The sequence below is a fragment of the Flavonifractor porci genome, assembly GCF_037572415.1.
In the GTDB taxonomy this organism is placed as follows: domain Bacteria; phylum Bacillota; class Clostridia; order Oscillospirales; family Oscillospiraceae; genus Flavonifractor; species Flavonifractor porci.
The window spans coordinates 1-25,324 of record NZ_JBBHLB010000006.1 but is presented as its reverse complement, the minus strand read 5'-3'; the positions used below and the strand labels follow the sequence as shown (position 1 = coordinate 25,324).

Sequence of the window (25,324 nt, the reverse complement as noted above, 5' to 3'; positions counted from 1 at the left end):
AGTAGACGAAGTAAAAATTGAAATGGAATGAATGATAACTTGCAAAACGAGAGGACGGTGTTTCCAATGAGACAGGTGGCGGCGATTGCCCTGGCCCTGCTGCTGGCCCTTTTCCTGCTGCCGCTGCTGCTGGTGCCCCAGGGGGAGGGAACCCTGCCGGTGGAGAGCGGCAGCCTGCCCATCGACCGCACGGTGGTCACGCCGGAGCCGGCCCTGGACAGCGCCCAGCAGGTAAAGGTAAAGCGGTCCGACGGCACGGTGGAGACCATGGCACTGGACGACTACCTGTGGGGGGTGGTGGCCGCCGAGATGCCCGCCGCTTTTGAGAGCGAGGCCCTGAAGGCCCAGGCGGTGGCCGCCCGCACCTATACCTATTCCAAAATGGAGCGGGACACCTCCGGTCACCCGCAGGCCGACCTGTGTACCGACGTGAACTGCTGCCAGGCCTACCGCACCCGGGAGGATGCAGCCGCCAGCTGGGGAACCAACGCACAGATGTACACCGACAAGATCGCCGCCGCTGTGGCGGACACCGACGGAGTGGCGGTGCTCTATGGGGGGAAGCCGATCCAGGCCGTCTTTTTCTCCTCCGCTGACGGGCGGACGGTGGACGCGGTGGAGGTGTGGGGCAATTCCGTGCCCTATCTCACCGGAGTGGACAGCCCCGAGGGGGAGGAGGTGCCCAACTACCACTCCACTGTCACCCTGACGGCGGAGGAGTTCAAAACCAAGCTGCTGGCCAAGTACCCCGGGGCGGACCTGTCCGGCGATCCCTCCGGCTGGTTTGGGGGTACCGTGTCCAACTCCGCCGGGGGCGTGAGCAGTGTGGACGTGGGAGGCGTCACGGTCAGCGGACAGGAGCTGCGCACCCTGTTCTCCCTGCGGTCCACCAGTTTCACCGTCTCCGCCGGGGCGGATGGGGTGACCTTTTCGGTCACCGGCTACGGCCACGGGGTTGGCATGAGCCAGTACGGGGCCAACGCCCTGGCCCAGGAGGGCAAAGACTATGAGGAGATTTTAAAGTGGTACTATACCGGCGTGGAAGTGGAGCAGTATGCTCCAGACTGAGGATAAATCCAGCTGGCCAAAAGATTCGGAGGGAAAGATAGTGTGAAAGAAAACCGTCAGGGTTGTCTTTCGCGTCCAATCAAACGACTGCTCTTGTCGAAAAGATCTTTTCGACAAGAGCAGTATACCCCTGGGCAGTCCTGAAACTGCCCAGGGGTATATTTTATGCGGTCAGCTGATTGATGTTGGTTTCGTTCAGTTCATACCAGACCGCATCTTGCTTCTGGGCCTGGGCCTCCAGGACGGCCTCATACTCGGTCTCGGAGACGGGCCGGCCATCCACTTCAAAGGCTTTAGGCTCCCAAGCCTCCATCTCACAGCGGATGTGCTTTTCTAGGGTAAGGCCGTCTTCCTCAAAGCGGGCGGAAGCAATGCCGTCCTCCGTGCCGGCGGAATAGGAGTAAGTAAACGTACCGTCGGTTTTCAGCTGCCAGAAGGTGCGCCAGTGGCTGGGATAGCCCATGATCTCGTCCCCCTCCTGGCGTAAGACCACATAGCCCCCCATGTCATTGGCCACGTCGGTGACCCGGAGGACCGCCTCCCGGCTTCCGTCGCCGTCCAGGTCCAGGACGGCAAACTCCGTTACAGCGGCATAGGAGCTGTAGGGACTGAAGGCAAGGGGAATGTCAGGGAGGAAGGTGGGAGTGTCCTGGCCGGAGCCGTCCACATAGAGGAAAGGAGTCTTTCCCAGCAGGACGTCCTGATAGGGACTCTCCTCTCTGCCTGCGAAGCAGATGTAGGGGAGGGAGATGCCAGACTCCATCCAGCTCTCGCCAATGGCAATGGCTCCTTCGCCGTCCACCGGCACGGAGACCTGGTCCAGGGTCACTAAAAAGCCTTCCGCCGACGGGTCGAACCGATATTGCTTCCACCCGGTCCGCCCCGCGCCGCTGGAGCCGCAGTGGCAGAGGATGTTGTTCTCGCTCACCACATAGAGACTCCGTTCCCAGCCCTCCACCGCCAGGACGGGCTGGTCATCCACCAGGGTGTAGATGGCAAAGACATAGCCCTGGTCCAGATTCCAGATGTCGTTGCCCACCCAGCCCAGCAGCAGTTCCTCCGAGCCGTCCCCGTCCAGGTCCCGGCGGACATAGCCCAGCTGATGGTCCTGCCCCCAGTAGGGAGCAATGACAGCGGATACCAGGTCCGGATAGGCGTTAGGCTGCTGTTGGAGAAAGGCCAATTCATACTCAATCAGAAGGGGTTGATATGGGTCGAATTCCCCGGTAGCAGCCCTGGGATGAGGTTCCAGATCCACCACTGTGCAGGCGCAGCAGGTGACCACCAGTCCCAGAACCAGAGTGAGGCAGATTGCGGCCTTGCCCGGCTTGCGGTATCCTTTAATCCCCAGAAGCCGGGCTTTCAGCCGCTTCCCATTCTGACAGAGAGGGGCTGTCATCCACGGGGAGGCCCTACCAGGCCGGGCGGCCAGCAGCAACAGCATATCCCCGTAGGCCATCCGCTTCTCCGGCTCCAGGGCGCGGAGTACCGCCTCGTCGCAGGACAGCTCACAGTCCAGCGCAATGCGCCGCCCCATCCAGTGGACCAGGGGATTGAACCAGTGGAGGCTGGTCACCAGCACCACCAGCCACTTGTAGCAGATGTCCCACCGCCGGGCGTGGATGAGCTCATGGCGGAGGGCGGCGGCCAGAGCCTGAGGAGGAAGGGCCAGCCCGTCCTGAGGCAGGACGATCACCGGCCGCAGCACCCCCAGCAGCATGGGGGCGTTTACCTGGTCGCTGCAAGCCAGCCTCACCCGGCGGCTGTGGCCCAGCTCCTCAAACAGGGCAAGGGCCTCCGCCGTTGGCGGGGCGAGAGAGGCGCGGACCCAGTGGGAGAAAAGGGCATAGGTGGCGATGTGCCAGCAAAAGAAGCCTGTTCCAACCGCCAGCCACAGGAAAACCAGCACGCCGGGGAGGGAAACTGTCGGGGCGGACGGCCGGGCCGCCTCCGGCTGCTCCGCCGTGACCGGCTCCGACGGCGGAGTAATGGGAGCGGCCTGTGTGCCCCCTTGGTCCTGCCGGTCGGGGAGGGCGGTTTCCTGCCGGACCACCTCCTGGGTGGGCTGGGGAGGCTGGGGCAGGGTGATGCCGTAGCCGAAGGGAATCAGAAAGCGGAGCAGCACCGCCAGCCAGAAATAATAGGAAACGGCCTTGGGCACCCTGTTTCCCATCACGGGGCGCAGGAGCAGCAAAAGCACACACAGCAGGGAGCCGGACAGAGTAAGGGAGAGCAGGGTGAGTAAAATCTCGTTCATGACGACTCCTCCTGATGAAACAGGGCGGACAGCTCGGCGATCTCCGCCTGGCTCAGCTGGCCGTCGGACAGCAGGGAGGCCACCAACTTTTTGGCGCTGCCGTTAAACACCTGGTCCACCAGGTGGCGGGCGGACCAGCGGCCATATTGAGCCTGGGTAATGACCGCCCGGTACATTCCCCGGCGCTCCAGTTGAACGGCCCCCTTCTCGCACAGACGGCGCAGCAGGGTCTTGACGGTGGAGTCCTCCCAGCCGCACCGGGCCGACAGGATGCGGCGCAGCTCCAACAGCGGCGCCGGCTGGGGCAGACTCCACAGGGCCTTCATGACCTCCAGTTCGGCATCCTGGATCTTTTCAGCACCAATACACATAGCGGCCTCCTAAAAAAGTTTACTGTTGTAGCTTAATATAAGACTACAACAGTAAACTTTATTTGTCAAGAACTTATGTACTTGGGCGGCCCCGGGGCGGGGATTATGTACCCTGCCTGTGCAGCTTGCGGCGCTTGGCCGCCTTTATGAGGCGGAGGATCAGGTAGAGGGCAAAAATGACGGTGTAAATCAGGATATCCACCAGCTTTTTATCCAGCTTGGGAAGGAAGAGGACCATAACATGGATATAGATCAGGGCAAAGAATACATAGGCCAGCCGCTGCAGGCTCTTCCAGCGGGATGCCGGCATACGGCCCCGGACGGCCTTGAAGGAGGTCACCATCAGGGGGATCATGATGGCGATCATGATAACGGAGAGTATGGCGGCAATCAGAACATTGGGCTTCATCTCCCAGGGATTGGTGAAGAGAGCCACAAAATGCTTCATGCCGTAGACAATATTGTGCCCAAGGGTAAGGATACAGGCGATAATGGACAGCTCTCCCCGGATCTCCATCAGTTTGCGAACGGCAGGACGGTTCCCATCCAGTGCGCCCAGGTACATTACAACAATGAACATGGCGGTGGAGAGCGCGCCCCGTTTAAAGAAGTTCACAACATGGGCGGTCAGCCATTCCGGCGCCATGTCACGGATGCCGAACTGATAGTATATGACCTCCAGAACAACGATAAGTGCGGCCGCCAGATAGAAGAGACCTGCGTGCTTTTTGAGGGCGTTGCGGCAGCCAAAGGCAAAGAGCAGAGTCAACGCGACGGATACCAGGATATAGGGATACATAGCATTCCTCCTTACAGTCAGATGGGGTGCACCAGTTATTGGTTAGCGAAGACTAACCGCGAGTCAGTATACAATACTTTTGTGGGTATGTCAACCAGGTGATGCGCAGAAACGGAAACTTTTTCAGGGGGGGACTATCGCTATTTCCTAAAAAAAGAAAAAACTAGTAAACGTAGCGGGGAAAAAAGACACCGAATTTTTTACAGGACAGACACTCACCGTTGTCAAAAATGAGACCTTTTGGTATAATATCAAATTGGAAAGATGGGTCCCATCTCTTCCAAAATATGACGTAAAGTGAGAGATCGCACATGAACACACGGTATGACGTTGCTATTCTGGGCTGCGGCGAGGCCGGTATTTTCGCCGGGTACGAGCTGATGCACCGCAACCCCGGCCTCAAGGTGGTGGCCCTGGATCAGGGGGCCGATATCTATACCCGCAGCTGCCCCATCGTGGCGGGCAAGGTGAAGGAGTGCGTCCACTGCAAGGTGTGCGGCACCATGTGCGGCTTTGGCGGCGCCGGCGCCTTTTCAGACGGCAAATATAACTTCACCACCGCGTTCGGCGGCTGGCTCACCGACTTCATGCCCAGGGAAGAGGTCATGGGCCTCATCGACTATGTGGACTCCATCAACATGAAGCACGGCGCTACCGATAAAGTGTTTTCCACCGATACCCCGGCGGCCCGGGCCCTGGAGAAGCGTGCCCTGGAGCACGACCTCCACCTGCTCCAGGCCCGGTGCAAGCACCTGGGCACCGAGAACAACCTGAAGATCCTGCAGAGCATTTATGAAGAGTGCCGCAAGGGTGTGGAGTTCCGCTTCCACACCGCTGTCACCAAGATCGAGGATCTGAAGGGGGAGGGCTACCGTCTCATCACCGAGGGAGGCGACGAGATCGACTGCACCTGGCTCATTGCCGGCCCCGGCCGCTCCGGCGCCGAGTGGTTCTCCAACCAGTGCAAGGAGCTGGGCATCCAGCTCATCAACAACCAGGTGGACATCGGTGTGCGGGTGGAGCTGCCCGCCAAGGTGTTTGAGCACATCACCGACGTGGTGTACGAGTCCAAGCTGGTCTACCGCACCAAGCAGTATGGCGACCAGGTGCGTACCTTTTGCATGAACCCCTACGGCCATGTGGTGGCTGAGAGCGTGGAGGGCATCAACACCGTCAACGGCCACTCCTACTCCGATCCCGCCCTCCAGAGCGAGAACACCAACTTCGCCCTGCTGGTGTCCAACCGGTTTACCCAGCCCTTCAACGAGCCTTACCGCTACGGCAAGCACATTGCCTCTCTGAGCAATATGCTGGCCGGCGGTGTGCTGGTCCAGCGCTTTGGCGATCTGGTCAGCGGCATCCGCACCAACGAGCACCGGATGAGCAAGTCCTTCGTCCGGCCCACCCTCACCGCCGCTGTCCCCGGCGATCTGTCCCTGGCCCTGCCCAAGCGGCAGCTGGACGATATCATCGAGATGATCTACCAGCTGGATAAGATCGCCCCCGGTACCGCCAATTATGACACCCTGCTCTATGGCGCCGAGGTGAAGTTCTACTCCGCCCGGCTGGCCCTGTCCGGCGAGTTGGAGACCTCTCTGCCCGGCTTCTTTGCCGTAGGCGACGGCGCGGGCGTCACCCGTGGCCTGGCTCAGGCAGGCGCTTCCGGCGTAAAAGTGGCTCAGGTGATTCTGGACCGGCTGAAATGAAACCAATCAAAAAACAGCTGCAAGCCATTGGCTTGCAGCTGTTTTTTATTTATTATGCAACGGAGACGCGGGTGTCGGGCAGAGGGGTCTCCTCCGGCTTCTTCACCAGGAAGGCCAGCCGCTTGCAGAAGAACCGGGAGATATAGCCCACCGTCAGGGCGCACACCACGGTGCCCTCCCGCAGACCATACACGGCTCCCAGATCCAGCAGGGACAGCAGGGTGGCGGCGGTCACCATGGTCAGATCGTAACCGGTCTTGGTCTTGCCGAAGTCCCAGTGGAATTCCTGGCTGCACACCCGGACAAAGCCCTCGCAGGGGAGAATGAGCACATTGGGGATGACCTCCAGAGCCACGCCCAGACCCAGGCAGGTGCAGCCCAGAAGCAGTACCACCCAGTGGCCGGCGTAGGACTGGGGCACCAGGTCGCCCAGCAGTCCCATCCACAGGTCGATGCAGCAGGAGAACAGAAAGGTGAAGGGGACCTGGAGCAGCTGGATGGGACGGAACTTCTTGCGGAGGATCAGGGCCTGGCCGCCCAGCATGACGCAGTTCACCAGGAAGGTGAAGGTGCCCAGAGAGACGCCGGGGAATACATAGGTGAGTACATAGGCCAGACTGGATACCGCTGAAGTACCCATTCCGGCCAGGGTAATCAGAGAGATGCCAAGGGCTGAGCACAGGACCCCGGCCAGGAAGATCAAATAGCGCCGGAGCAGACCGGAATGAGACATCGCGCACACCTCGAAAAATATTTTTTAGCACTAAAAATAGTTTAGCACGATAAACAGGGCGGTTCAAGCGGCATCTTTACCAAAACAAAAGGAAAAATTTTGTCGATTTAACAAGAGGGTGGAGTGAATGGATATCAAAGGCGTGCCGCTGAGAACAGCGGCACGCCTGAAATTCAGGATTCTTTTTTGTGGGCGGTGTGTTCCGGTTCCTCCTCCGGCGGGGGGGTATGTTTGGTGACGGTGGCCCACTCCACCCGGCGCTCGGACAGTTCCTCCACCCGGATGTGCAGGCCGTAGATATCCACCTCGGGGTGACTGCCGTCCTCGGGGATGACGGAGAGCTGAGCGTACACCAGCCCCCCCAAAGTCTCCGATTCCTCCTCTTCCGGCATTTCCAGGTCCAGAGTGTCGAAGAGCTCCTCCAGCTCGGCGGAGCCGGCCACCCGCCAGCGCCCCTCCCCCAGGGGGATGATCTCCAGGTCCTCCTGGGGATCAAACTCGTCGTAGATGTTGCCCACGATTTCCTCCAGCAGGTCCTCCATGGTGACCAGTCCGGCGGTGCCGCCGTACTCATCCACCACAATGGACAGGTGGACCTTTTTGCTCTGCATATCCCGGAACAGCAGGTCGGTGCGTACCGACTGGGGCACGAAGTAGGGGGGGCGGAGCAGCTCCCGCAGGGGTTTGGGCTGGGGTTTGCGGGCGTTGATGAGCCACTCCCGGGTGGAGAGGATGCCGATGATGTCGTCGGCGTCCTCCTCGTAGACCGGGAAGCGGGACAGACCGGAGTCCTCAATGGTCTTTTCGATCTCCTCCGGGGTGTCCTCCGCCCACAGCATGACCATGTCGGTGCGGTGGACCATCACGTCGGCGGCGGTCATGTTGTTGAACTCGAAGATGTTCTGGATCATTTCCTTCTCGTCGGTCTCGATGGCGCCCTTCTCCTCGCCGATGTCCACCAGGCGGCGGATACCTTCTTCGGAGACGGGGGCCCGGTCGGCGTGGGGGTCCATGTGGACCAGCCGCAGGCACAGCCCGGTGAGCAGCTCCAGCGGAGCGGTCAGGGGCAGAAGGACGGCGGAGAGGACGGACACCAGGCCGCAGGTGCGGCGAGCCACCGCCGGGCCCCGGTGGAGGGCTATACGGCGGGGGATCATATAGCCGAATACCAGGGTGACCAGGGCCAGCACCAGGATGGTGAGCAGCAGGCACAGGATATGTACCCCCTGGGCGGCGGAACCGGTGAGCTGCCAGCGGAGGGCGGCCCACTGGGAGAGGGGACGGGCCAGCCCCTGGGCGGCAAAAGCCGCTCCCCACAGCTGGGCCAGAATGACGCACAGCTGTACCGTGGTGCGGGTACGGGAGGAGCGGCGGAGCAGTTTTTCCAGGCAGGCGGCTCTGCGGTCGCCCTCCTCGGACTGATGGCGGAGGTCGTTTTCATCCAATGAGAGGATGGACAGCTCAGCGGCGGCAAAGATGGCGCCAAGACAGATGAAGAGGATCTGAAGCAGCAGCCGGGACCATAATGGGGGGTACAAGGTGATTCCTCCTTGACGGTTTGGATGTGTCTTTTTGATCCAGTATAGCACAGCCGTGGAAAAAATCTATAAGAATAGGGAAAAAAGTTGGTATCCATGTTATAATAACCGCAGCCCAAACAGCTGGGCTGTTTGGGGCCGCCTTTCAGGCGGCTGGGCGCGGCGAAACGCCGCGCACTGCGCTTGTTACACCATGGCCGAAACCGGCTGTGCCGGTTTTCGCCGCTCTGCGGCGCGCAAGCCGAAGCGGTTTGCAGCCATGGTATAATACCCGTGTATGTCGTACTGTGCGGAGGGATATTCGCAGCCGCAGGAGAGTAACGGTCCCCGTGCCGGGGACCGATGGAGCGTGAAAAAGATGGAGATAGAGACAAAGAAGATACCGGCCTGGCTGGAACATCCGGCCGCATTTGTCAAATGGCTGATCTTCGCGGGGGTCAGCGGCCTGCTGTGCGGCGGGGTGGCCACCGCCTTTTACTATGCCTTTTCCGCGGTCACAGACCTGCGCCATACAAATCCCTGGGTGATCTGGCTGCTGCCATTGGGCGGTCTGGCCATTGTACTGCTCTACCGGGTGTGCGGTATGGAGGGGGACCGGGGCACCAACTTCGTGCTGGCGGCGGTGCGTGAAAACCAGCCTCTCCGGCTGCGTACCGCCCCCTTGGTCTTTGTGTCTACCATGATCACCCACCTGGTGGGAGGTTCCTCCGGTCGGGAGGGAGCCATCCTACAGATAGGAGGCTCCATCTCCTCCAAGGTGGGTCGGTGGATGCGCCTGGACGATAAGGACAGCCGCATCATCACCATGTGCGGAATGTCGGCGGCCTTCTCCGCCCTCTTCGGCACCCCGCTCACCGCCGCCATGTTTGCCATGGAGGTCACCAGCGTGGGCGTGCTCTACTATGCCGCCATCGTGCCCTGTATTCTCTCCTCCGTCATTGGCCTGTGGATCGCCCAGCATTTCAGCGTACCCCCCACCGCCTTTGTTTTGGAGGGCATCCCAAACTTAAGCGCCGTCACCCTGCTGCAGGTCATTGGAATGGGCATTCTCTTTGCCCTGCTGTCCATTTTCTTCTGCCGGCTGATGCACGCCGCCCCCAAGCTGTACGACAAATTCCTGCCCAATCATCTGGTGCGCTCGGCGGTGGGGGGCGGCCTGGTCATCGGCCTCACCTATGTGATCTGGATCTGGAACCCTGGTACTTATGACTACAACGGGGCGGGAGAGGCTATCATCCACGCCGCCATCGGCGGAAACGCCCGGCCGGAGGCCTTCTTCTTTAAAATGCTCTTTACCACCATCACCCTGGGGGCGGGATTTAAGGGCGGCGAGATCGTGCCGGTGTTCTTCACCGGGGCCACCTTTGGCTGCACCGTGGCCCCCTTCCTGGGGCTCCACCCCTCCTTCGGGGCGGGACTGGGCATGGTGTGCGTGTTCTGCGGCGTCACCAACTGCCCCATCACCTCTCTGCTGCTCTCTCTGGAGCTCTTCGCCGGGGACAGCCTGGGGATGTTTACCGGTCAGAGCCTGTGCCTGTTTGCCGTGTGTCTGGCGGTGTCCTATATGCTGTCCGGCTATTATGGGCTGTACAGCGAGCAAAAAATCGTTTATAGTAAACTGCGGCCCGAATTCATCGACAAGAAAGCCAACCAGGACCACTGAGTCCGAGGACCCATGCAAAGGAGAACCCATATGCTGCGATTTGATCATTTCAATTTCAATGTTCTGGACCTGAATCGGTCCCTGGATTTTTACCGTGAAGCTCTGGGGCTGGCGCCGGTGGCGGAAAAGAACGCCGAGGACGGCTCCTTCAAGCTGGTCTACCTGGGGGACGGGGAGACCGGCTTCCGGCTGGAGCTGACCTGGCTGCGGGACCGGAGAGAGCCCTACGATCTGGGGGAGCAGGAGTTCCACCTGGCCTTTGTCACCGACCGCTTTGACGAGCTGCTGGAGCGCCACCGCGCCATGGGCTGCGTGTGCTTTGAAAATCCTGCCATGGGCATCTATTTCATTGAAGATCCCGACGGCTACTGGATCGAGATCGTTCCTGGGAAGGAATAAGGACATGAGCAAGACAGTGACGGGAGGCCGCCTGGCCTATGCCGACCTGCTGCGGGCTGTGGCCATGCTGGCGGTCATTGTGGTCCATCTGGCCGGCTCTCAGCTGGGCAACGTGCCGGTGGGTTCGGCGGAATTTCATGTGCTCAACGCCTACGACGGGCTGACCCACTGGTGTGTGCCCGTCTTTATCATGCTGTCCGGAATGTTCCTGCTGGACCCCAAGCACAGCCTCTCCCCATCCAAGCTGTTTTTCGGCCACATCCTGCGGATGCTGGTGGCCCTGGTGGTGTGGGGGACGGCCTATGCCCTGGTGACCCAGGTGTCGGCGGCGGGGCTGAGCTGGGCCAGCGTCAAGGCGGCCCTGTGGCAGGTGCTTCAGGGTAAGACCCACTTCCACCTGTGGTTTTTGTATATGATCGTGGGCCTGTACCTCATCACCCCCATTCTCCGCGCCTTTGTGCGGGGGGCCAGCCGGGCGGACTTCCACTGGTTCTTCCTGCTTTGCTTCGTGTTTGCCAACCTGCTGCCCACCCTGCTGCGGCTGTGGCCCCATGAAGCGGTGAGCCTGTGGGTCAACAACCTGAACCTCCACCTGGTGCTGGGCTATGTGGGCTACTATGTGCTGGGCTATTATCTGAAAACCTACACCCTCAACCGGGCGGCGGAGTATCTCATCTATATCCTGGGCATCCTTGGGGCGGTGGTCACTGTGGGGGGCACCGCCTGGCTGTCCCAGCAGCGGGGCGTCTTTGCCCAGACCCTCTACAACTATGACAGCCCCAATATCGCCCTGATGAGCGTGGCGGTCTTTGTGTTCTTCCGGTATGTGCTGGGAGTCAGCGAGGAGCGCTCCCGCCGCCAGCGGATGAGCTCGGTGGCCCAGGTGTCCTTTGGAGTGTACCTGGTCCACGTCTTTTTCCTCATCCTGCTGGACCGGCTGCACATCACCGTGCTCTCCATTCCGCCGGTGCTGGCGGTGCCCGTCCTGACGGCGGCGGTGTTCCTGTGTTCCTTTGCCGTGGCCTGGCTCATCTCCAAGATCCCCCTGGTGGGGCGCTACCTGACTTAAAGGAGGCAACTGAGTGCTCTTTTCCAGTTCCGTATTTCTCTTCCTCTTCCTGCCCCTGGTGCTCATCATCTACTATGTGCCCCTGCGGAAGTTCCGGCAGGGGCAGAACGTGTTCCTGCTGCTGGCCTCCCTGGGCTTTTACGCCTGGGGCGAGCCCTGGTTCGTGCTGGTGATGATGGGCTCCATTGTGGTCAACTACGGCTTCGGCCTGTGGGTGGACCGCAACAAGCGGCGGGACAGGTCCTGCCGGGCCCCCATTTTATTGGCCCTGCTGGTCAATTTGGGTATTCTGTTTGTATTTAAATACCTGATGTTTACGCTGAGTATTCTGGATGGCCTGGGGGCCAGCTTTGTGATCCCGGTGATCGAGCTGCCCATCGGCATTTCCTTCTTCACTTTCCAGGCCCTCAGCTATGTGCTGGACGTCCATCGGGACCGGGGAAAGGTGCAGCGCTCCCCGCTGAAGGTGGGACTGTACATCTCCTTCTTCCCCCAGCTCATCGCCGGCCCCATCGTCAAATATGAGACGGTGGCCGACCAGATCGACAACCGGAAGGAGAGCTGGGAGGACTTCTCCGCCGGCTGCGCCCGGTTTGTGGTGGGCCTGGGCAAGAAGGTGCTGCTGTCCAACCAGCTGGCCATCATTGCCGACCGGGCCTACGGTATGGCGGGAGACGGGCTCACCACCTCCTTTGCCTGGCTGGGAGCGGTGGCCTACATCCTCCAGCTGTATAACGACTTCTCCGGCTATTCCGACATGGCCATCGGCCTGGGCCGGATGTTTGGGTTCCACTTCCTGGAGAACTTTAACTATCCCTTTGTGGCCAACTCCCTGGCCGACCTGTGGCGGCGGTGGCACATCTCCCTGGCCACCTGGTTCCGGGACTATGTGTATATCCCCCTGGGAGGCAGCCGGGTGGACAGCAAGGCCAAGCTGATCCGCAATATCTTTATGGTGTGGCTGTGTACTGGCATCTGGCACGGAGCCAACTGGACCTATCTGGCCTGGGGCATGATCAACTTTGCCCTGCTCATGCTGGAGAAATACGGCGGCCTGGGCCGGGGCTGGCCCAGGTTCTTCCGGTGGCTCTACCCTGTGCTGGTTTTCATGCTTACCTGTGTGTTCTTCCGGTCGGAGAGCATCGGCGCTGCCCTGCAGTATTTCCAGGCCCTGTTCGGCTTCGGCGCCGGACTGGGGGACGGGCTGACGGTGCTCTATCTCACCGAATGCTGGCTGCCTCTGCTGGCCGCCGTGGTTTTTGCGGCGCCTGTGGCCCCCAAGCTGCGGGACTGGGCCGGCAAGCGCAACTGCGTGGTGCTGGATCTTGGCTACGCCCTGCTCATTGCCGGGGTGTTCCTGGTGTCGGCCAGCTTTATCATCAAGGGTACCTATAATCCCTTTATCTACTTCAACTTCTGACAAGGAGCGGCCCAATGAAACGACGCAATACCATAACCGCCTGCCTGTTCCTGCTGCTGATGGCGGGAGGCTTCGTGCTGCTGCTCACCTCCTTTTTGGGGCGGGAGGGCAGCTTTGAGGCCCTGCTCAAGACCTTTGCCAGGGACAAGGATGTGACCGCCTTCCTGGCCCGGGCGGAGACCGCCGTCAACCAGGATCTGGACCGGGACCATCTGTTTATCCAGCTCTATGGCGGCATCCAGCGCATGACCGGTCGCAGAATGGTGGAGGACGCGGTGGATGAAAACACCGTGGTCAAGCTGTCCACCGGGGCGCTGAACTTCGTCAAGCCGGACAGCACCGCCCAGCCTGCGGAAAGCGTGGAGGCCAATGCCGCCGCCACAGTGGAACTGGCCCAGACGCTGGAGGAGCAGGACATCCCCTATCTCTTTGTGATGGCCCCCCAGAAGATCCAGCGGGGGCAGGATATGCTGCCCATAGGCATGGCGGAGAACGGCAACGCCACCGCCGACGCTTTCCTGGAGGAGCTGGACCAGTCGGGCATCAGCTATTTTGACCTGCGGCCCCTCTTTGAGAGCAATGGCATCTATTCCGGCTGGTTCTTCAACACCGACCACCACTGGAAGCCGGAGGCCGCCTTCTTTGCCTGGCAGCATCTGGCCCAGCTGCTGGACCACAGGTACGGGTTCGTCACCCCCTCCCGCCTTACAGATCCCGCCAACTGGTCCACCACGGTGCTGGATGACTTTTTCCTGGGCAGCCAGGGCAAGCGGGTGGGGTCCCTCTACGCCGGGGTGGACGATTTTACCATCTATACCCCCAAATTTGACACCAATCTCACCTATGCCAGCACCGACGGCGGCTTTGAGCGCACCGGCCCCTTCAACCAGTCGGTGTGCTTCCCCGAGCGGGTGGAGAAAAAAGACTGGTTCAACGGCAACCCCTACACCTACTACTCCGGCGGGGACTACGGTGTGGCTACCATGACCAACCACAACAACCCCAATGGGCCCAGGATCGTGCTGCTGCGGGAGTCCTTCTCCTGCGCCCTGGCCCCCTTCCTGGCCCTGTCCTGCTCGGAACTGACCACCATCGATCTGCGGCAATTCCAGGGCGACCTGCTGGCCACCATTGAGGACCTGGACCCTGACCTGGTGATGACTCTCTATGCCGCCAGCTCCACGGGGCTGGAGACCATGTTTGCCTTTGAAGGAACGGAGTGAACCAAGTGGAACTGAGTGAACGCAGGCCCTCCCTGCGGCGGCTGGACTATCACTATATTGCCATGCAGGCGGGGTTCTGGGCCATGTTTGCCGCTATTGTGGCCTACCAGACCGCCCTGCTGCTGCAGCGGGGCTTCTCCAACAGCGAAGCGGGTCTGATGACGGCGGTGCGCTGCCTGGCGGGCATCCTGTTCCAGCCCCTGCTGGGGGGCTTTGCCGACCGGCATCCCCGCATCCCTCTGAAGTATATCGTGGGCCTGTCCCTGCTGATCTCGGTGGCGGCGGGGGCCTGGTACTGGCTGTCCCCCGGCATGGGCCTGTGGGAGACCACCCTGGTGTGGGTGGTCATCGGCGGCCTGGAGGTGTCCTGCTATCCCCTGATGGATGCCATGGCGGTGCAGTTTATCAACGAGGGTATGCCCATCCGCTACAGCCTGGGCCGGGGTATGGGGTCCCTGGCCTACGCGGTGGTATGCGTGGTACTGGGCTTCCAGGCCGGCCGGCTGGGCATGGAGAGCACCCTGCTGACCCATCTGGTCCTGGTGATGGTGGAGATCCTGCTGGTACTTACCTACCCGGCCTACCGGGGCAAGGGGGGACAGGCGGGAGAGGAGGGTCCCAAGCCCCAGTCCGCTCTGTCCCTGCTGCGGAGCAATCCCTGCTTTACCCTGATGCTGGTGGGAGTATTCCTGGGCCTCACCGGCATCATGCCCCTGTCCAACTTTCTGGTGAACATCGTGAGCAGCCGGGGAGGCACCGATTCTGATTTGGGTATCGCCCTCTTCCTTATGGGAGCCTCCGAACTGCCCACCGCCTTCTTCTTTCAGAAACTGCTGCGGCGGCTGGGCAGCGGAAAGCTGCTGATGCTGAGCATGATGTTCGGCACCCTGAAAGGTGTGCTGCTGCTTGGTACCTTTAACTGCCTGGGGGTGCTGGCGGTCCAGCCCATTCAGGTGCTGGGTTACGGTCTGTTTACTCCGGCCTCGGTGTACTTCGTCAACGAGTCGGTGCCCGCCGCCGACCGGGTGCGGGGGCAGACCGTGATGATGGTGGCCTCCAACGGTCTGGGCGGCATGATGGGCGGTGTGCTGGCCGGCTGGACCCTGGATCTGGGGGGCGTCAATCTGATGCTGGCGGCCTGCATTGCCTCGGGCTGTCTGGGTGTGCTCTTCTGTTTGGCGGCCCTACGACTGTTTTCCGGAAAAAGAAACCGGCTAGTATAGCTTTAGGCGCCGCTAAAAGGGCAAGCGAACAACAAAATAGTGGAAAAAAAGGCTGTTCCTGAGTGGGGGGACAGTCTTTTTTGAGCTTAACGCGTATCAACTGGAAACATTTCTAATGAAAAACTCCGAAAGTTGGGTAAAATGAAAATTACCTCTATGCAAAACGGAAAGATTGGTGTATGATAGTCCCGGATTTTTTTAGAGTCATATTTGCATACCTATGGAGGTAGGAAATGAGAAAGACAAAAATCATCTGCACTCTGGGTCCCGCTGTGGACAACGAGGAAACCATTCGCCAGCTGATTCTGAGCGGCATGGACGCCGCCCGCTTCAACTTCTCTCACGGCAGCCACGCCGAGCAGCTGGCCCGGCTGACCATGCTGAAGTCCGTCCGGGACACCCTGGGCCGCCCTGTGGCCACCATCCTGGACACCAAGGGCCCTGAGATCCGAATCAAGTCTTTTGCCAACGGCCCTGTGACCCTGGAGAAGGGTCAGGAGTTTGTCCTGAGCACCGACGAGGTGGAGGGCAGCGAGAAGCAGGTGTCCGTGACTTATCTGAATCTGCATGAAGAAGTGGGCCCCGGCTGCCGCATCCTGGTGGATGACGGCCTGATCGAGCTGCTGGTGGAGAAGGTGGAAGGTCACAACATCCACTGCACCGTGGAGAACGGTGGCCCCCTGTCCAATAACAAGTCCATCAACATCCCCAATGTGAGCATCATGCTCCCCTCCCTCACCGAAAAGGACAAGGACGACCTGAAGTTTGCCGCCGAGAATGACTTCGACTTCATCGCCGCCTCCTTTGTGCGCAAGGCCAGCGACGTGGAGGATATCCGTACCGAACTGCGTAAGCACGAGGGCGGCGAGAATATCCGTATCATTGCCAAGATCGAGAACCGTGAGGGTGTGGACAACCTGGAGTCCATCATTGAGGCCGCTGACGGCGTCATGGTGGCCCGCGGCGACCTGGGCGTGGAGATTCCCGCTCACGAGGTGCCCATCCTCCAGAAGAGAATGATCAAGGCCACCATCCGGCAGGGCAAGCCCGTTATCACCGCCACCCAGATGCTGGACTCCATGATCCGCAATCCCCGGCCCACCCGCGCCGAGGTGTCCGACGTGGCCAACGCCGTGTTTGACGGCACTTCCTGCGTGATGCTCTCCGGCGAGACTGCCTCCGGCAAGTACCCCGTGGACGCCCTTCAGACCATGGTGGACGTGGTCACCTCCGCCGAGAACTCCATCCGCTACTGGGGCCGTTTCCGTGAGCGCAACCTGCTGCCTGAGATCGGCGGCATCAACGACGCCATCACCCACTCCTGCTGCCTGACCGCTATGGACCTGAATGCCACCGCCATCCTGGCGGCCACCAAGTCCGGCTACACCGCCAGGGTGATCTCCCGCTTCCGTCCCGCCTGCCCCATCCTGGCTCTGTGCCAGAATGAGTCCACCCGCCGTCAGCTGGCCATCTCCTGGGGCGTGAAGCCCCTGCTTTCCGGCGAGGTGGATTCCACCGACCGGATGTTCTCCATGGCTGTGGACGTGGCCCGCAAGGAGGGCATCGTGAAGCCCGGTGAGACCGTGGTCATCACCGCCGGCGTGCCTCTGGGCAAGTCCGGTACCACCAACCTCATCAAGGCTGAAGTGGTGGCCGAGCCTGTGTAACAGGTTTCTGAGCATACTTGACCGACATAAAAAAGGAACCGCTGCAGCAGCGGTTCCTTTTTTTGCTTACCCACCCATGTAGGAGAAGTGCATATAGTCGTGGTAGCCGGTGGCGTCGTCGCTGTCAGCGGCCCAGGCGTCGCCGCCCCAGCTCCAGCCGTGGGTCTCAAAGATGCGGACCACAGAGCTGTCCGGCGCAATGGAGTAGGGGTTGCTCCCCGGCTCCCAGCAGCTGCCCACCAGGACCTGCCCGTCCCGGATCTGGTAGTTCTCGTTGGCGTTCAGGTCGATGGCGGTGCCGCAGTTGTGCTCACCGGTGGTGCCTTCCACATACCGGAAGCCGCTGATGCCGTTGATGGGGAACTGCTCCGGGTCGTTGTAGATCTCGGTGAAGATGGCCTTCACATCGTCGGCAATGGCGGCGTGGACCTGGAGCGTGGCAGTGGAGGTCTTCTTTACCCCTTTGGACAGCGTCCAGATGGGCACCGTAATGGTGGTCATGGCGGCCTGGGCCTCTGCCTGGCTGTCAAAGCGGCGTTTTTCCGTGGAGCCGAAGAGCAGGTTGTGCTTGGCTTCGTTCTCCCCCTGCATGGACAGCCAGAAGGGCTGGGTCCAGTAGTCCTCCGCGCTGGCCAGTCCCTGCTCCACCTGATCCCAGAAATCGGCCTCCGCCCGCTCCGCCTGAGTCATGGGCCGGTACTGGGCATAGTAGCTGGTGCAGGCGGAGGTCACGGTGCCGCCTCCCTGAAATCCATCAAAGATATAGTATTGGGGGGCCTCCTCCAGCAGACCGAACAGATAGGCCCCCACCTCGGTTGCATACTGCTGATGGAACAGCTCCTGGCCGCTCTCGCTGTCCACCCCGTACAGAGTAATGGTGGCGGTCTTGCCGGTCCGGGCCTGATCCACCACGTTCAGGGTGCGCATCAGCAGCACCGTGCCGTCGCACCGCTGGATGGGGTCCGTCCGGCCAAAGGAGCCGTCCGGCTTGCCGGAGGATACCTGGGTGTCGGCCAGGGCGGATACCGCCGCCTGATGGACCTCATCCATCTGGTCAAAGTCGGTGAAGAGATCCTCATTTTCCGGGTGGGCGTACTTCTCCTGGATCTCCTCCGGCAGGGCACGGTAGAGCAGCGCCGCCGCGTCCTCCCGGGTAATGATCTCCCCCAGCTGTTCAGGGCTGACAGGCAGGGCGTCCTCCTCCCGCAGAATGCCGGCGGATGCTGCCGCCAGATAGCCCGCCTCATCCCAGGCTGCCCCCTGGTCCAGGGCGCTCTGATAGTCGTCGGGGGCAAAGGTCCGGGTGACCAGAGCCAGGAACTGTCCCCAGCTCATGGTAAAGGCGGGGGCCAGTTGGTTGTTTCCCACCCCCTGGAGGATACCCAGCTCCACCGCCCGGGTCATCTCCACGTAGGCCCAGTGGTCCTGGCCCAGATCAGCGTACTCCGCCGCCCGGACGGGCAGGACGGACAGGGACATGACCCCGGCCAGAGCCAGGGCGCTTACTTTCACACACCAGTTGCGTACCGTCATAATCAGACTTCCTTTCTCTCTCTTGATCTGTGGGGAACGGAGGATGGTTTTCTCTTATTAGTGACGCCGGATGGTGCGGTGGTTTTATCCTGAGCAAATTTTTTTGAAAAATGTCGATATGGGTCGCAGGCTTGATCAAAACGTATCCTACCGCACTTTGACCCAAAATACAATGGCGCAAAAGAGACTTTACAAAAACTAAAATGTGCAGTATAATTTAACAACCGACACTGACGCGAAAGGGGTAACAGCCTGACGGGAAAGGGTCGCCAGACAGAACGAGAGTATGCTGTGGCGCACCCTTTTTGGGTGCGCCATTTGTCATTTTTTACAAGGAGGAAATTGTTATGGAAGAGACCCGCGTGGCCCTGCTGGGCGTGGTGGTGGAGAACCCAAACTCTGTGGAAGAACTCAACGCCCTGCTCCATCAGTACAAGGACTATATCATCGGCCGGATGGGCCTGCCCTACCGGGAGCGGCAGGTGAACATTATCTCCATCGTGCTGGACGCCCCCGCCGACGCCATCAGCGCCCTGTCCGGCAAGGCGGGTATGCTGCCGGGCGTAAGCTGCAAGGCGGTGTACTCCAAGCTGACCAATGAATGAGCTGCTGGACAAGCTGTGCCGTCAGCGGCGGCTGGACCGGGACGAGTGGCGGACCCTGCTGGCCGGTCGGCGCAGCCTGGATCAGAAGGATCTCTTTGCCCGGGGACTGGAGGAGCGCCGCCGGTGGTACGGCGACCAGATCTACGTCCGGGGATTAATTGAGTGTAGTAATATCTGCAAAAATAACTGTCTGTATTGCGGTATCCGGCGGGATAACCGCCAGGTGGCCCGCTACCGGCTGGATCGGGACACCATCCTGGCCTGCTGTGAGAAGGGCTACGGCTGGGGGTTCCGCACCTTTGTACTCCAGGGAGGCGAGGACCCGGGACTCACCCCCGACTGGGTGGCGGAGACGGTGGCGGCCATCAAGGCCCGCTGGCCGGACTGCGCAATTACCCTCTCTCTGGGGGAGTTCGACCGGCAGACCTATCAGCTGTGGTTTGACGCCGGAGCCGACCGGTATCTCCTCCGCCACGAGACGGCGGACAGTGTCCACTATGGCAAACTCCACCCGCCGGAGCTGACCCTGGCCCGCCGGCTGAACTGCCTGCGTACTTTGAAGGACATCGGCTACCAGGTGGGGGCCGGGTTCATGGTGGGCTCTCCGGGACAAACGGTGGACACCCTGGCGGAGGACTTCTGCTTCCTTCAGGACTTCCAGCCCCACATGGTGGGTCTGGGGCCCTTCATCCCCCAGAAGGACACCCCCTTTGCCGAGGAGCAGGCGGGCACTTTGGAGGACACCCTGATTTTGCTCTCTCTGGTGCGACTCACCTTACCCAAGGTGCTGCTGCCCGCCACCACTGCTCTGGGCACCATCCATCCCCAGGGCCGGGAGCTGGGCATTCTGGCGGGGGCCAACGTGGTGATGCCCAACCTGTCGCCCCCCACCACGCGGGACAAGTACACCCTTTATGACAACAAGCTCTGCACGGGCGACGAAGCCGCCGAGCACCTGGCGGGCCTGAAACAGCGTATGGCCGCCATTGGCTGCACCGTGGCCGTCCACCGTGGAGACTTTCCTGATTAAACAGAGAAAAAACTGATGGGGAAGGGTTTTGCCCTGACCCAAAAGAAAGGAAGTAACACCCATGTACGATCCCAAATCCAGAAAAGCAGAGGACTTCATCCACCACCAGGAGATCCTGGACACCCTGGCCTATGCCGACGCTCACAAGAGCGACGCGGCCCTCATCGACGCCATCCTGGAGAAGGCCAGGCTCCGCAAGGGCCTGACCCACCGGGAGGCCTCGGTGCTGCTGGCCTGCGAGCTGGAGGACAAGAACCAGGAGATCTATGAGCTGGCCCGCCAGATCAAGAAGGACTTTTACGGGGATCGCATCGTCATGTTTGCCCCCCTGTACCTGTCCAACTACTGTGTCAATGGCTGCCTCTACTGCCCCTACCACGCCAAGAACAAGCACATTCCCCGCAAGAAGCTGACCCAGGAGGAGATCCGGGCCGAGGTCATTGCCCTTCAGGACATGGGCCACAAGCGGCTGGCGCTGGAGGCCGGCGAGGACCCGGTGAACAATCCTCTGGAGTACATTCTGGAGTCCATCCAGACCATCTACTCCATCAAACACAAGAACGGGGCCATCCGCCGGGTGAACGTGAACATCGCCGCCACCACGGTGGAGGATTACCGCAAGCTGAAGGAGGCCGGGATCGGCACCTATATCCTGTTCCAGGAGACCTACCACAAGGAGAGCTACCAGAAGCTCCATCCCACCGGACCCAAGAGCAACTACGCCTATCACACCGAGGCCCACGACCGGGCCATGGAGGGCGGTATCGACGACGTGGGCCTGGGGGTGCTCTTCGGCCTGGAGCTGTACCGTTACGAGTTTGCCGGTCTGCTGATGCACGCCGAGCACCTGGAGGCGGTGTTTGGGGTGGGCCCCCACACCATCAGCGTGCCCCGGGTGTGCCCCGCTGACGACATCGACCCCAACGCCTTTGACAACGGCATCTCCGACGAGATCTTTGAGAAGATCGTGGCCTGCATCCGGGTGGCGGTGCCCTATACCGGCATGATCATCTCCACCCGTGAGAGCCAGAAGGTACGGGAGCGGGTACTGGGCCTGGGCATCTCCCAGATCTCCGGCGGGTCCCGCACCAGCGTGGGCGGCTATGTGGAGCAGGAGCCGGAGGAGGAGTCCTCCGCCCAGTTCGACGTGTCCGACACCCGCACCCTGGACGAGGTGGTGCGTTGGCTGATGGAGCTGGGCTATGTGCCCTCCTTCTGCACCGCCTGCTACCGGGAGGGGAGAACCGGCGACCGGTTCATGTCCCTGTGCAAGGCGGGACAGATCCAGAACTGCTGCCTGCCCAACGCCCTCATGACCCTGAAGGAGTACCTGACGGACTACGCCGCCCCCGAGACCCGCGCGGTGGGTGAAAAGGTCATTGCCCAGCAGCAGGCCTACATCACCAATCCCAAGGTGAAGGAGATCGTGGCCGACCGGCTGGTGAAGATCGCCCAGGGTGAGCGGGACTTCCGATTCTGAGGAGGGATACCCATGAGCCTCAACGCCACCCCCGCCGGCGAGCGGGTCCACATCGCCTTTTTCGGCCGGCGCAACGCCGGTAAATCCAGCCTGGTCAATGCCTTCACCGGCCAGGATCTGGCCATCGTGTCCGACGTGAAGGGCACCACCACCGACCCGGTGTATAAGGCCATGGAGCTGTTGCCCCTGGGCCCGGTGCAGATCATCGACACCCCCGGCATCGACGACGAGGGCGAGCTGGGTGAGCTGCGGGTGAAAAAGACCCGGCAGGTCCTCAATAAAACGGACCTTGCCATTCTGGTGGCCGACGCCACCGCTCCTTTGGGCAAGGCAGAGGAGGAACTGATTTCTCTTATCAAGGATAAGAGCATCCCCTGGCTGCTGGTCTGGAACAAGGCTGACCTGCTGGACAGCGTGCCCGAGGAGGGGGAGAACACCCTGTGGGTCAGCGCCCTTACCGGTCTGCATATCCACGAATTGAAGGAGAAGGCCGCCCGGCTGGCGGGGCAGGAGGGCCCCAAGCGCCCCCTGATTGCCGATCTTTTGCAGCCCGGCGACACAGTGGTGCTGGTGGTGCCCATCGACAAGGCGGCCCCCAAGGGCCGGCTCATCCTCCCCCAGCAGCAGACCATCCGGGATGTGCTGGAGGCCGGGGCTGCTGCCCTGGTGTGCCGGGACACCGAGCTGGCCCTCACCCTGGCGGGGCTGCCCAAGCCCCCCCGGCTGGTGGTCACCGACAGCCAGGTGTTCGGCAAGGTGGCAAAGATCGTGCCCCGTGAGGTGCCCCTCACCTCCTTCTCCATCCTCATGGCCCGGTACAAGGGAGACCTGGCCCTCACTGTGGAGGGCGCCCGGGCGGTACGGGAGCTGAAGGCCGGAGACAAGGTGCTCATTGCCGAGGGCTGCACCCACCACCGCCAGTGTGAGGACATCGGCACGGTGAAGCTGCCCCGCTGGATCCGCGAGGCCACCGGAGTGGAGCCCGACTACACCTTCTGTTCCGGCCGGGAGTACCCGGAGGACTTGACGCCCTACAAGCTGGTCATCCACTGCGGGGGCTGCACTCTGGGGGAGCGGGAGATGAAGTACCGCCAGCGCACCGCCGCCGATCAGGGCATTCCCATCACCAACTACGGGATTTTGATTGCCTCCCTCAACGGTATTCTGGAGCGTACCCTAGAGCCCTTTCCAGAATTTTGAGGAGGATACAGCCTGCCGCACCCAGGATTTGCCTGCTGTATGCGGACACATTCCACATTTGCGGCCTGAGAAGTATTTTTCCAACTTATATGTGGCATGGGAAAACGAAGGATGTTTTTCGCAATCCCCAAACTGTACTGCGGAGCATGAAGGCGTATGATCTGCTCTCAAAAATCCCCCGCCGGAGGAAATGGCAGCAGACGGTAAGTCTGGTTCTGAAAAAGAAAAATGAAGGTCGCTGCGGAGTTGCACCTCCACAGCGACCAGGGGTTTCAGCGCACCTCGCAAGCGTACTTCAACCTGACTCAAGCATACGGCAGTATGCCTTCCACGTCAAGAAAAGGCAATCCATATGATGCTGTCATGGTGGAAAACCTCTTTTCCATGCTCAAAACAGAGTGTGTTTACCGCCACAAGCCCTCCACTTTCTCAGAAGCCAATGAGATGATTAATTGCTATATCTATTCTTACAACCATGAGCGCATCCGGTTAAAGAATGGAGAGGCGCCGCTGTCGCGGCGCCTCTCCATTTAGATCCTAATATTTCCCAATACAGCTTTTGCGCTGTCTGCATAAGCTGTGGCGGTGTACAATGCAGCCGGCCCTCTTGTGTGCACTATTTGTGCCCGGCTTCCCGCTCCCGGTCGGCCATGGCCTTGGCAATCTCCTGGAATTTGGCGGCAATGTAGCCGTAGTTCTCCCGCTTGTGGGGGAGGGTGCAGCTGCTGCAGTCCTTGATTCCGTTTTCCATATATCTGAAGTTGCCGCCGCAGTCCCGGCCCAGCATATACAGCGGGCAGTAGCAGAACAGGCAGTTGAAGTCCTGTCCCTCGGGGACCTTGTGGCAGGGGTAGTACTCACACTCCTTGTTGGTGTAGAAGGAGAAGTGCTTGCCCTCCCAATAGGGTTTATTTTCTTCCATAACAGTGCCCCTTTCTGTATGATCCGTGAATCCGTGCTCTCATGATACACGGAAGAGGCGGGGACTGTCAAGCCACAGGGAAGCCGCCGCTCTGATGTGGGGATGGGCCGGTCAGCCCTCCTGACGCAGGACGATATGGTCCTTATCCTTATAGATGCTGTGGGCGGGAACAACGCCCCGGACGCAGGAGGTGGGATAGACGCTGCTGTGACGGCCCAGAATGGTGCCGGGGTTGAGGACCGAGTTGCAGCCCACTTCCACAAAGTCGCCCAGGATAGCGCCCATCTTCTTCCGTCCGGTGGGGATGAGGGCCTCCCCCTTTACCACCACCAGCGTCTTATCGGACTTGACGTTGGAGGTGATGGAGCCGGCGCCCATGTGGCTCTTGTAGCCCAGGATGGAGTCGCCCACATAGTTGTAGTGAGGGGTCTGGACGTTGTCGAAGAGGATCACGTTTTTCAGCTCCACCGAATTGCCCACTACACAGTGGGCTCCCACCAGAGCGGAACCCCGGATGAAGGCGCAGTGGCGTACCTCGGTCTCAGGACCGATGATGCAGGGTGCGCCCAGGTAGGCGGTGGGGGCCACCACGGCGGTTTTGTGGACCCAGACGTGCTCCTGGGGCTGGCTGTACTCCTCAGCGGGGAGCTGGCTGCCCAGGGAGAGGATCAGGTCCTTGATGCCGTCCAGGGCCTCCCAGGGGTACTGAAACTGCCGGAGATAATCCCCCGCCAGGGTGTGGGACAGATCGAGCAGATCGGAAATGGTGATGTTCATAGGATACAGGACCTCCTGTTTCATTGAAATCTCAAACTCTCGCCGCAGGGACCCCCTGCGGCAAAGCCATATCCGGGCTGTATTATAGCACAAAGACTGCGCTTTGTCACCAAAACGGCCGTGCTGTGAAGAACGATTCACAGCACGGCCGCAGTTTGTGCAGGGCGGGGTTATACGCGGCTCAGATCGTCGCCCTTCATGCACAGATGGACGGCGCCCAGCTTGAAGGTCTGGGGCAGAGCCAGGATGTTGGGGTTCTCGCCCACGAACTTCTTCTTGGCGTCCTCCAGGGCCTCCTCGAAGGTGGCCCGGGTCTTGAGGCCCATGCCGCGGGCAATGCCGGGCTCCTGAGCACCCACGATATAGATGGCGCTGGTGTTCATCTCGGCGATGTGGCCGCAGCTCATCATGGAGAAGCCGTGGAAGGGGTGGAAGGCGTTGCAGAAGCGGTACTTGCGGATGTACTCCTGGTTGGTGGCAAAGTACTCGCCGTAGCGGTCCATGTCGGGCAGGATGTTCATATAGTCGTGCTGGAACATCTCATACAGCTCCCGCAGGTAGGGCCAGCGCTCGTCGTGGAAGTAGCCGTTGCAGATGGAGGAGCAGATGATGACGCAGTTGTCCTTCATGACCCGCTTGTG

Annotated in this window: 22 protein-coding genes and 1 pseudogene; 14 read left to right on the top strand and 9 right to left on the bottom strand. The window is 60.7% G+C overall.

Annotated features, from left to right (window positions below; all coding sequences use genetic code 11):
* The first annotated feature begins 66 nt into the window (after positions 1-66).
* Positions 67-1,068 carry a stage II sporulation protein D gene (gene spoIID / locus WHJ28_RS06910; protein WP_340040982.1) on the top strand — a complete coding sequence of 334 codons (1,002 nt, stop codon included), beginning with the start codon at positions 67-69 and terminating at the stop codon, positions 1,066-1,068.
* A 163-nt stretch (positions 1,069-1,231) separates the two neighbouring features.
* Here the strand turns inward: spoIID and WHJ28_RS06905 are convergent, their stop codons facing one another.
* The 3 genes from WHJ28_RS06905 to WHJ28_RS06895 all read right to left on the bottom strand — a co-directional run bounded on the left by WHJ28_RS06905 (position 1,232) and on the right by WHJ28_RS06895 (position 4,495).
* Positions 1,232-3,325: a M56 family metallopeptidase gene (locus WHJ28_RS06905; protein WP_340040980.1), complete on the bottom strand. Its 2,094-nt coding sequence runs from the start codon at positions 3,323-3,325 to the stop codon at positions 1,232-1,234.
* Positions 3,322-3,696, bottom strand: coding sequence for a BlaI/MecI/CopY family transcriptional regulator (locus tag WHJ28_RS06900; protein WP_340040978.1), 375 nt, complete (start codon positions 3,694-3,696; stop codon positions 3,322-3,324). The genes WHJ28_RS06905 and WHJ28_RS06900 overlap by 4 nt, the downstream gene beginning before the upstream one ends.
* A 103-nt stretch (positions 3,697-3,799) precedes the next feature.
* Positions 3,800-4,495, bottom strand: coding sequence for a hypothetical protein (locus WHJ28_RS06895; protein ID WP_340040976.1), 696 nt, complete (start codon positions 4,493-4,495; stop codon positions 3,800-3,802).
* A 311-nt stretch (positions 4,496-4,806) separates the two neighbouring features.
* Between WHJ28_RS06895 and WHJ28_RS06890 the strand changes: the two genes are divergently transcribed.
* Positions 4,807-6,201 carry an NAD(P)/FAD-dependent oxidoreductase gene (locus tag WHJ28_RS06890; protein ID WP_340040974.1) on the top strand — a complete coding sequence of 465 codons (1,395 nt, stop codon included), beginning with the start codon at positions 4,807-4,809 and terminating at the stop codon, positions 6,199-6,201.
* Between the two features lie 52 nt (positions 6,202-6,253).
* Here WHJ28_RS06890 and WHJ28_RS06885 read toward each other — a convergent pair whose 3' ends face one another.
* Both WHJ28_RS06885 and WHJ28_RS06880 read right to left on the bottom strand, forming a co-directional pair.
* Positions 6,254-6,934, bottom strand: a complete 681-nt coding sequence (locus WHJ28_RS06885) for a YczE/YyaS/YitT family protein (RefSeq protein ID WP_340040972.1) — start codon at positions 6,932-6,934, stop codon at positions 6,254-6,256.
* 173 nt (positions 6,935-7,107) lie between these two features.
* Positions 7,108-8,472: a hemolysin family protein gene (locus WHJ28_RS06880; protein ID WP_340040970.1), complete on the bottom strand. Its 1,365-nt coding sequence runs from the start codon at positions 8,470-8,472 to the stop codon at positions 7,108-7,110.
* Positions 8,473-8,830: 358 nt separating this feature from the next.
* On the opposite strand from WHJ28_RS06880, the gene WHJ28_RS06875 reads away from it, so the two are divergent.
* From WHJ28_RS06875 to pyk, 7 genes are all read left to right on the top strand, one after another.
* The gene (locus WHJ28_RS06875; protein WP_340040968.1) at positions 8,831-10,135 is read left to right on the top strand and encodes a chloride channel protein; all 1,305 of its coding nucleotides are present in this window, start codon (positions 8,831-8,833) and stop codon (positions 10,133-10,135) included.
* Between the two features lie 30 nt (positions 10,136-10,165).
* Positions 10,166-10,534 carry a VOC family protein gene (locus WHJ28_RS06870; protein ID WP_340040966.1) on the top strand — a complete coding sequence of 123 codons (369 nt, stop codon included), beginning with the start codon at positions 10,166-10,168 and terminating at the stop codon, positions 10,532-10,534.
* Positions 10,535-10,538: 4 nt separating this feature from the next.
* On the top strand, positions 10,539-11,603 hold the full coding sequence (locus WHJ28_RS06865; protein WP_340040964.1) for an acyltransferase: 1,065 nt from the start codon (positions 10,539-10,541) through the stop codon (positions 11,601-11,603).
* Positions 11,604-11,616: 13 nt separating this feature from the next.
* Complete coding sequence (locus WHJ28_RS06860; RefSeq protein WP_340040962.1) at positions 11,617-13,023, top strand: MBOAT family O-acyltransferase; 1,407 nt, start codon at positions 11,617-11,619, stop codon at positions 13,021-13,023.
* Positions 13,024-13,037: 14 nt separating this feature from the next.
* Positions 13,038-14,246 carry an alginate O-acetyltransferase AlgX-related protein gene (locus WHJ28_RS06855; RefSeq protein WP_340040960.1) on the top strand — a complete coding sequence of 403 codons (1,209 nt, stop codon included), beginning with the start codon at positions 13,038-13,040 and terminating at the stop codon, positions 14,244-14,246.
* Between the two features lie 5 nt (positions 14,247-14,251).
* Entirely contained in the window at positions 14,252-15,469 is a 1,218-nt protein-coding gene (locus WHJ28_RS06850) for an MFS transporter (RefSeq protein ID WP_340040958.1), read from the top strand.
* A gap of 233 nt (positions 15,470-15,702) precedes the next feature.
* On the top strand, positions 15,703-17,136 hold the full coding sequence (gene pyk, locus WHJ28_RS06845; protein ID WP_340040956.1) for a pyruvate kinase: 1,434 nt from the start codon (positions 15,703-15,705) through the stop codon (positions 17,134-17,136).
* Between the two features lie 66 nt (positions 17,137-17,202).
* Here pyk and WHJ28_RS06840 read toward each other — a convergent pair whose 3' ends face one another.
* Complete coding sequence (locus tag WHJ28_RS06840) at positions 17,203-18,669, bottom strand: M15 family metallopeptidase (RefSeq protein ID WP_340040954.1); 1,467 nt, start codon at positions 18,667-18,669, stop codon at positions 17,203-17,205.
* A gap of 347 nt (positions 18,670-19,016) precedes the next feature.
* On the opposite strand from WHJ28_RS06840, the gene WHJ28_RS06835 reads away from it, so the two are divergent.
* The 5 genes from WHJ28_RS06835 (at position 19,017) to WHJ28_RS16505 (ending at position 23,518) form a co-directional block, all read left to right on the top strand.
* The gene (locus tag WHJ28_RS06835; protein WP_340040952.1) at positions 19,017-19,274 is read left to right on the top strand and encodes a TM1266 family iron-only hydrogenase system putative regulator; all 258 of its coding nucleotides are present in this window, start codon (positions 19,017-19,019) and stop codon (positions 19,272-19,274) included.
* Complete coding sequence (hydE, locus tag WHJ28_RS06830) at positions 19,267-20,304, top strand: [FeFe] hydrogenase H-cluster radical SAM maturase HydE (RefSeq protein ID WP_340040950.1); 1,038 nt, start codon at positions 19,267-19,269, stop codon at positions 20,302-20,304. Before WHJ28_RS06835 ends, hydE begins: the two co-directional genes overlap by 8 nt.
* A gap of 61 nt (positions 20,305-20,365) precedes the next feature.
* Entirely contained in the window at positions 20,366-21,784 is a 1,419-nt protein-coding gene (gene hydG, locus WHJ28_RS06825; RefSeq protein WP_340040948.1) for a [FeFe] hydrogenase H-cluster radical SAM maturase HydG, read from the top strand.
* A gap of 12 nt (positions 21,785-21,796) precedes the next feature.
* Entirely contained in the window at positions 21,797-22,984 is a 1,188-nt protein-coding gene (hydF, locus tag WHJ28_RS06820; RefSeq protein WP_340040946.1) for a [FeFe] hydrogenase H-cluster maturation GTPase HydF, read from the top strand.
* Between the two features lie 228 nt (positions 22,985-23,212).
* Positions 23,213-23,518 carry an IS3 family transposase gene (locus WHJ28_RS16505; RefSeq protein ID WP_425461108.1) on the top strand — a complete coding sequence of 102 codons (306 nt, stop codon included), beginning with the start codon at positions 23,213-23,215 and terminating at the stop codon, positions 23,516-23,518.
* Positions 23,519-23,600: 82 nt separating this feature from the next.
* On the opposite strand, the gene WHJ28_RS06815 is transcribed toward WHJ28_RS16505, so the two are convergent.
* The 3 genes and pseudogenes from WHJ28_RS06815 to WHJ28_RS06805 all read right to left on the bottom strand — a co-directional run.
* Complete coding sequence (locus WHJ28_RS06815) at positions 23,601-23,906, bottom strand: cysteine-rich small domain-containing protein (protein ID WP_340040944.1); 306 nt, start codon at positions 23,904-23,906, stop codon at positions 23,601-23,603.
* 111 nt (positions 23,907-24,017) lie between these two features.
* The gene (locus WHJ28_RS06810) at positions 24,018-24,683 is read right to left on the bottom strand and encodes an acyltransferase (protein WP_340040942.1); all 666 of its coding nucleotides are present in this window, start codon (positions 24,681-24,683) and stop codon (positions 24,018-24,020) included.
* 170 nt (positions 24,684-24,853) lie between these two features.
* Positions 24,854-25,324: pseudogene (locus tag WHJ28_RS06805) on the bottom strand (lactate racemase domain-containing protein); the annotation flags it as partial.

Coding starts and splice junctions, on each gene's coding strand:
- hydF (WP_340040946.1), top strand. CDS start 21,797: ATGAGCCTCAACGCCACCCCCGCCGGCGAGCGGGTCCACATCGCCTTT.
- WHJ28_RS06875 (WP_340040968.1), top strand. CDS start 8,831: ATGGAGATAGAGACAAAGAAGATACCGGCCTGGCTGGAACATCCGGCC.
- WHJ28_RS06890 (WP_340040974.1), top strand. CDS start 4,807: ATGAACACACGGTATGACGTTGCTATTCTGGGCTGCGGCGAGGCCGGT.
- hydE (WP_340040950.1), top strand. CDS start 19,267: ATGAATGAGCTGCTGGACAAGCTGTGCCGTCAGCGGCGGCTGGACCGG.
- WHJ28_RS06905 (WP_340040980.1), bottom strand. CDS start 3,325: ATGAACGAGATTTTACTCACCCTGCTCTCCCTTACTCTGTCCGGCTCC.
- WHJ28_RS06885 (WP_340040972.1), bottom strand. CDS start 6,934: ATGTCTCATTCCGGTCTGCTCCGGCGCTATTTGATCTTCCTGGCCGGG.
- WHJ28_RS06855 (WP_340040960.1), top strand. CDS start 13,038: ATGAAACGACGCAATACCATAACCGCCTGCCTGTTCCTGCTGCTGATG.
- WHJ28_RS06810 (WP_340040942.1), bottom strand. CDS start 24,683: ATGAACATCACCATTTCCGATCTGCTCGATCTGTCCCACACCCTGGCG.
- WHJ28_RS16505 (WP_425461108.1), top strand. CDS start 23,213: ATGAAGGTCGCTGCGGAGTTGCACCTCCACAGCGACCAGGGGTTTCAG.
- WHJ28_RS06835 (WP_340040952.1), top strand. CDS start 19,017: ATGGAAGAGACCCGCGTGGCCCTGCTGGGCGTGGTGGTGGAGAACCCA.
- WHJ28_RS06900 (WP_340040978.1), bottom strand. CDS start 3,696: ATGTGTATTGGTGCTGAAAAGATCCAGGATGCCGAACTGGAGGTCATG.
- WHJ28_RS06815 (WP_340040944.1), bottom strand. CDS start 23,906: ATGGAAGAAAATAAACCCTATTGGGAGGGCAAGCACTTCTCCTTCTAC.
- WHJ28_RS06865 (WP_340040964.1), top strand. CDS start 10,539: ATGAGCAAGACAGTGACGGGAGGCCGCCTGGCCTATGCCGACCTGCTG.
- WHJ28_RS06840 (WP_340040954.1), bottom strand. CDS start 18,669: ATGACGGTACGCAACTGGTGTGTGAAAGTAAGCGCCCTGGCTCTGGCC.
- hydG (WP_340040948.1), top strand. CDS start 20,366: ATGTACGATCCCAAATCCAGAAAAGCAGAGGACTTCATCCACCACCAG.
- spoIID (WP_340040982.1), top strand. CDS start 67: ATGAGACAGGTGGCGGCGATTGCCCTGGCCCTGCTGCTGGCCCTTTTC.
- WHJ28_RS06870 (WP_340040966.1), top strand. CDS start 10,166: ATGCTGCGATTTGATCATTTCAATTTCAATGTTCTGGACCTGAATCGG.
- pyk (WP_340040956.1), top strand. CDS start 15,703: ATGAGAAAGACAAAAATCATCTGCACTCTGGGTCCCGCTGTGGACAAC.
- WHJ28_RS06895 (WP_340040976.1), bottom strand. CDS start 4,495: ATGTATCCCTATATCCTGGTATCCGTCGCGTTGACTCTGCTCTTTGCC.